At 41.8% G+C, this 6747-nt stretch carries 5 protein-coding genes and 1 pseudogene; 1 reads left to right on the forward strand and 5 read right to left on the reverse strand.

Annotation, left to right across the window (positions count from 1 at the left end):
• Positions 1-160 precede the first annotated feature (160 nt).
• A pseudogene (locus H8Z82_RS16375) lies at positions 161-565 on the forward strand (SMI1/KNR4 family protein); the annotation flags it as partial.
• Between the two features lie 246 nt (positions 566-811).
• Here H8Z82_RS16375 and H8Z82_RS16380 read toward each other — a convergent pair.
• The 5 genes from H8Z82_RS16380 to H8Z82_RS16400 form a co-directional block, all read right to left on the reverse strand.
• The gene (locus H8Z82_RS16380; protein WP_186995708.1) at positions 812-2608 is read right to left on the reverse strand and encodes a DUF4209 domain-containing protein; all 1797 of its coding nucleotides are present in this window, start codon (positions 2606-2608) and stop codon (positions 812-814) included.
• A 119-nt stretch (positions 2609-2727) separates the two neighbouring features.
• On the reverse strand, positions 2728-4110 hold the full coding sequence (locus H8Z82_RS16385; protein ID WP_186995709.1) for a DUF6034 family protein: 1383 nt from the start codon (positions 4108-4110) through the stop codon (positions 2728-2730).
• 110 nt (positions 4111-4220) lie between these two features.
• The gene (locus H8Z82_RS16390; RefSeq protein WP_186995710.1) at positions 4221-5480 is read right to left on the reverse strand and encodes a sensor histidine kinase; all 1260 of its coding nucleotides are present in this window, start codon (positions 5478-5480) and stop codon (positions 4221-4223) included.
• 2 nt (positions 5481-5482) lie between these two features.
• Positions 5483-6142 carry a response regulator transcription factor gene (locus H8Z82_RS16395; RefSeq protein WP_186995711.1) on the reverse strand — a complete coding sequence of 220 codons (660 nt, stop codon included), beginning with the start codon at positions 6140-6142 and terminating at the stop codon, positions 5483-5485.
• A gap of 273 nt (positions 6143-6415) precedes the next feature.
• Positions 6416-6616 (reverse strand): hypothetical protein, encoded by a 201-nt coding sequence (locus tag H8Z82_RS16400; protein WP_119253124.1) that lies wholly within the window; start codon positions 6614-6616, stop codon positions 6416-6418.
• Between the last annotated feature and the right edge of the window lie 131 nt (positions 6617-6747).

Here is a 6747-nt window from a genome sequence, read left to right on the forward strand (position 1 = left end):
ACGGTGGAACAAAGGAATATCGCTGTGAGATCGAGGGGCTGGGAGATTCTTATTGTCCTTTTTGGGGGCTTATAAATAAATTTTATTATATATTTATATAATTTTATACTGAAAACTTCAAAATAGAGATACTCGTAAATTTTACTCGCCTGTATCCTCTGAAGAATTTCAGTTATTTGAAGAATATTTCCCTAACATGAAACTTCCCGCTTCGTATAAAGCCTTTTTATCTTGTTCAAATGGAATGGAGCTATTTTGTGGAGAAGAGGGTAGTTCTCTAGTCAGTTGTACCATCTACTCTTTAAAAGAAGCTCTTAATCAAAAAGAATTTTGGAATAATACACCTATTTTATCTGATCCAGAATTCACATATCATCTCCCCATTCTTTGTCTGCAAGATATAGGTGATATAACCATGAATTTGCAGGCTGTATCAGAAGGTAGAGACGATTATTTATGTTATCCCGCTCCTGACACCGATCGTTTTAACCTTCCTTTTAATGAATGGCTGGAGCGATATATTGTATGCCAGGGACATGAATTTTGGTTTTTCTTAAATCCGTAACTACCAAAATACTTTCTCTCTACTTTTTTTTATAGAAAAAATATATGCTTATGAAAAACACTCTGACTACTAATAAGTTGGAGTATTTTTATAATTCATATTATATTTATAGATTTACTCTCAGTGCTACACATTCCGGGGGTTGAGGCCGTCCCCAAAGTGCGTTTTGATATCCAAACGCTATGCTTGCCAGGTACTTCCGAACACTTTTTAAGGAAACCATACCATCCGTCCAACCATTTTATATTAATTCTCATCCATATTATCTTTCTTCTCCATCAGCTGTTTCAGCTTTTTATTTATTTTACTTCTATTCTCCTCCTGTAATTTTCCGCAGAATAGATAGCAAAATTTCAGTGCAAACCACCAGATATACAAAGCTTTGAAGCTCTGGAATGCCTGATCATCCAGCATTCCATGTGCCACATTGTTGCGCATGTTAAATCCAAATTTTGAACAGAAAATCGTATTTAAAGCAAATATAAGGTCTTCATCCAGGCTTTCTTTTACTCCTTCCAATTCTAAGACAGCGTGCATTGGTTTTACTTCTTCAATCCCTTCTTCATTCATGTTGTAAACAGGTTCTCCACATTCCACTGCCAGATATCTTACTGCATTTTCTATCTGTGGAATCAGGATACTTAGCGCCGTCAAAAAATCTCCTGAAAAGCCAAACATAAGACCCTTGGTATACGATTCTTTTCTCCCCTCCGGAATCGCACAACTTACATCTACAATCTTTTTTACATCACTCTCTTCGATCACAAATCTGGAACGAATATATTCAAACGTATTTCTCACCAGGATCTGTGCAAAATAATCCATCTCCATGGCTGCTGTCCGCTCCATATTATCCTTAAGAGCTCCTTCATCAATTGTTCCATCGTGCTTTTTCACAGGCCTGCTTTTAGCAATTAATTTTCCTCCTTTTCCAAGGATTGCCGCTGGAAATATCGTGTGCAGGATCCCAGTCCTATTTAATACTTGATCCTTTACCCTTTCTCTTTCCGGAATCGGAAGAAATGAAGTAAAATAACACAGTGCTTCTTCCTTATCAAGATCCTCCAGTTGACGGAACAGTTCTTTTACAATGCCACTGGCATCCTGTTTATCACTCCATACCATCATCTCCGAAAGAGAAGCTTCTTCTATCTGTGCTATTTCCTGCAACAGTGCCTTTCTTTCTTCTTCCGTACCCTGTATGGTCTTTAACAACTGAATAACCTCTTTCAAATAGTGAATCTTTCTCATTAAATTTCCTTTGGAAGAGCCCCCGGCATATTCAGCCTCCATCCGGACAGCCTGAATCTTACGTCTTCGTATCGCAATCAGTTTAGGTTCAGTAATACACTTTTTCTTCTGCCAGTTATTTTTTCTGCAATAGAGTTCTTCCAACAGATCACAAAACTTACCAATGAGCGGTGCATCGCAGCTATTATCATCGTAGGTTTTCAAGATATTTTCCACATAAGGGATCAGATATCCTGTATCCACTTTTTCCTCCATGGCAGTTTTTATCAAATATCCAATTTTTGCATGGCTGCTGTTATCATACTCTTCTAATACTTTTATCAGCAGATTCTTTCGCACCACTTCATTGATTTCCTTGCTTCGCATTTTTTTAGAGATAAACAAGATCCGGTTTATAGCCATGATATGATCTGCAAATGCACCGGTGTTCTTCAAGTGTTCGCAATAAGCCGTTTCTGCTATTTTAGCATTTGAGAAATCATTTTCCACAACCCATAAAAAATCCGATATCTTTGCCTTGTTGATCGGTGCGATGGGATAGCTTCGGATTTCCTCCAGCAATGCCTGATACTCTTCTCTATTTATATCTTTCCGATTCCAAATGCTGCGGGCATAGGAAAACGGTACGTCTTTAGGCGTATCGATCCATCGTTCCACAATAATATCCACCAGAAGATTCCTGAATTCCCCATCCATCGGTCTGCGGAAATCTGCCAGTGCCTTCTCTACCGTATGATAATCAGATTCTTTTAAAATCTCTGCGATCTGCTCTGCCATTTTTCTGCCATACATATTCCTCCAACCTTTTTCTATAGGAAAAGTATAACGTATTTTTCTTTTTCCTGTAAAGCAGAAAGACCTGAAAATCCAGGTCTTTCTGTCATCATTAATTAAAAATTGAAATTCACACTCTATTTTATATCCTTGGAGCCCATAGAAGCCGCCCATCCAGCCTGAATCCTTTGTATTACGCTTCCATCCCGTGCATCGATCGTAAGAAGTGGAACACCTGCATCATCCATTATCACATCTCCCATGACCAGTCCATCCTCCCCATTTCCGTACTCATACTCTGGCTCTTTGGATGTCCAGGTTCCATAAAAATCCCACACCGGGATCAGGACTGCTTCGGTATCGCTGCCTTCACTGTCTGGCATGCACATATAACCCAGCTGTACCTTTGTTATGTTTATCTCCGCGCTCTGTGCATCAATGGACGGATAACGGTAGTGGCTTCCTCCATCGACAGAGATCAGCCGATTCTTGTCTTCTGTCATGACCTGCAAAGTGATCGTTTTTTCAAAGATATCCTTGACCTCATCAAAAGGAAGTAAGAACAGCCTCTCATCGGAAGCATTCGATGCTTCTATGGGATTTCGGTGCAGAAAACTCTGAAGTGTCCCACTGCAAAAGTCCATCGTCAGTACTTCATTTTCCCATCCTTCAGACTGTCCTTCATGAAGTGTTCCATCTTCGTTTTCCCATTCAAGAGCCTGTTCATTAACAGGCAGAGAGGTTTCCCTCACATAATTAACCGGAACCCCGTCTATCATCCGTTCAAAAATGAAGTCATCTTTTTCCAGGGTAGTGCTTCCTTCAGTAAGTGCTTTTGAGGAACTTTCAAATATCTCCCAGTTTCCGGACACAAGACCTGAAACCTTCTCCTTTGCTTCCTTTTCAGATACTTTCCCGCTTCCTGCCTTTATATAATTTTGAAAGCGTTCTTCCCTTTCTTTTTTCTCACTCGATTCCAGGGTCATGTCTCCACAATCGTCAAAGATAAACTTCGCTATCCCAAATCCGAGTTCCTCCACATCCGATACCTGCTCACTCTGTGTATAAGAATACCGATAGGTCAGTCCATCTACTGTATATGTCCCCGCCTGTTCGTTCTCATTCTTCTCTTCCTGCATGGGCTGTCCTTTTCCGAATGTGTCTTTTATTTTATTCTGTTCTTCTTCAGGAATCGCCACCCTTTTTACTTTTTTTAAACAGATTGCATCTACATCCGGGACTTTTACCGGTGCATCCGCTGTCAGGGTAAAATTCATCGGAGTTTCTTTATCCTCCCGGTCCGCTGATCTTAGATCTGCCTGGATCGTTGTCTGGTATGTTTCCGGTGACTGTACCTGTTCGGCAACGGTTTTCTGAACTGTCTCCTTTTTCTCTTCTTTTTTCTGTTCTGTCTGATCCTTTTCTTCCACAACAGCAGACTGAACAACATGGTCACATCCAGATAATGTCAAAAGATTTATACACAGAACGGCTCCCATAAACATTTTTATTTTCTTCATCCTTTTTCCATCCTTTCCTTTCGGTATTAAAAAAGGTACCCTCTTCTTATAAGAAAAGAGTACCATATTGCTTCGCCGATGTATTCATCAAGATGTAAACAAATTGTAAATCAGAAGATGGCTCTTACCGTGGTCCCCTCTCTCTGTCTGCTTTCGATTTTCAAGCATCCGCCATGGATTTCAGCCACCTTCACACAGAGTGCCAGCCCAAGTCCGGATCCGCCTTCTTTTCGGCTTCGTGATTTGTCCACCATATAGAATGCATCTGTGATCTTTCCCAGTTCTTCCTCCGGGATCCCCATTCCGGTATCCGACACCTCAAAGATCTTTTTTCCAGCTTTCTCATAAGCCTTTACCCAAATGCTTCCACCGGCATCCGTAGCCTTTAGGGCATTGTCGATCAGGTTTATCAGAAGGCTTTCCATCAAGGCCGGATCCATTTTCATGGAAAAGGCTTCACATTCCATCTTGAGGTGCACCGCTTTCTTTTCTGCCTGTTCTTTTTCCATGTCTATGACATGGTTTAAAAGGTCACCTGCCGTGGTCATTTCCATCTGTATGGCATGGTTCTGATAAAGCCCCAGCATCTGCAGCATCTTCCCAGAAAGAGCCTCCAGGCGTTTTCCCTCCCTGTTGATATGTTCCAGTGCCCGGTCTTTCTGTTCGTCTTTCAGCTTTACATGGCGCAGGGTATCCGAATACCCGATAATGGACGTTAACGGGGTACGCATTTCATGGGAAAGTGCCCCCATGAGCAGCTCCTGTTTCTCTGCCACTTCCTGTAGCTTCTCCATCTGTTCCACAGTTCTTCGCATCATCATATAAATAAAAAGGCCGGCGATCAGGAACACAGCCAGATAAATTCCCAAAAACCAGACAGCGGTCTGTCTAAGCTCTGCAAAAAGCCCTGTAACTTCCCGGACAGAGAGGACTTCGTATCCTTCCGGTCTGGATAATGGTTCCAGCTGGAGAAGGAGGTATTTCTGTCCCAGTTTCTGTATCTTGTAGGCATACGGATCTCCTTCATCCTTTAAGCCTAAGTTTTCGAGCCCCACCACTTTATAATCTGTCAGGTTTTCAATGACGGCATTGCTTTTTCGGTCGATCAGGGCCATGCCTTCCCCACAGCATCGCTGGAACTGAAAGCCCATATAAGCCCGCTTTCCAGTCTCGGACATCTGCTCATATTTGCTATTATCCCAAAATTGTTCCAGGAGTACCTTGCCATTTTCCAGCTGTCTTCCGTAGGTCTCTGCAGCATTATTGAGGCTTCGTTTTCCTGTGATATAAAGACTTAGCGTTCCCACTGGGATCAGGGCACATAATAGCGTTACCAGCATAAGAAGTACCGTTCGTTTCCACAGCTTCATCCCTATTCCTCCAGACGGTATCCAAGTTTCGGGATCGTCCTGATCTCATCATAAAGTTCCAGCTTTTTTCTGAGCTGTCCGATATGGACATCCACCGTCCTGCTTTCCCCCAGGTAGTTTTCTCCCCAGACCCGTTTTAACAGTTCTTCCCTTCCAAGCGCAATGTTCTTATTTTGCAGGAGCAGCACAAAGAGGTCATATTCCATTGGCTTTAGGCTTACCGGAAGCCCGTCTTTATAGACCCGATGGCTTTGCATGTCTACCAGGATGTTCCGGACCGTTAAGACTTTCTTGGCCCGTCCCGTCCTCTCCAGCACCTTCTCAATGCGTACCAGAAGTTCCAGCATCTCAAAAGGTTTTACCATATAATCTTCTGCACCCAGCTTTAATCCCTTCACCTTGGAAGCCACATCATCCTTTGCAGTCAGGTAGAGCACCGGAAGCTCCTTCTTTTTAAAATCCTCCATCAGTGCAAATCCGTCTTTTCCCGGCAGCATGATATCCACCACTGCCAGGTCTGCGTCCTCCTGCCATAAGAGCAGCCTCTGGGCTTCTTCCCCATCATACGCTGCCACAGTCTCATACCCTGCTGCCTCCAGGTTCATGCACAGCAATTCTGAAATTGCGCGGTCATCTTCTATCACCAAAATTTTATTTTTCATTCCCGATGCCACCTCTAACGCTTTTTCTATAGTATAGCTTTTTCTATAGTATAGCTTTTTTTATATCCCAAGTCTACATTGCATTTGTTCTTGCCTTCTCATCATTTATACGCATCAAGACACGATAATGTGACCAGCTCAATTCAGGACACAGTGTGTCTTAAATTATAAATTCCGAACCCAATGAAAACTCCTATGAATGAACCGATAACGATGTTTAAAAAACAATTCAACTTTCTCAGCATGGCAGTGCACCCCTTTCTAAATTCCAATTTATTTCTTCTCATTGTTTTTGATAGCTTTTAGAATACAAATCCCCATTGCCAAAACAGGAAGCAGCTCCCTAAGAGTCCAAAATCCTTGAGGATCACCAAAATCAATATTTACATCTATAAACAATCCGATAAACCATGATGCTACCATGATTTGAGAAAATGTCCAATAATAAGGGAACAGCATTTTAGATGTGTTCATAAATGAGGGAACTCAAAATATATCGTGTCCACGGTTATGGGTACATTATAATATGCATAAAACACAGACTTACTAATTCCATTATTTAGAACTTGAAATGTCTGGATTATTCCCTCACATTCATGCAACAA

It is taken from the genome of Blautia difficilis (assembly GCF_014297245.1).
Lineage (GTDB): Bacteria > Bacillota > Clostridia > Lachnospirales > Lachnospiraceae > Blautia_A > Blautia_A difficilis.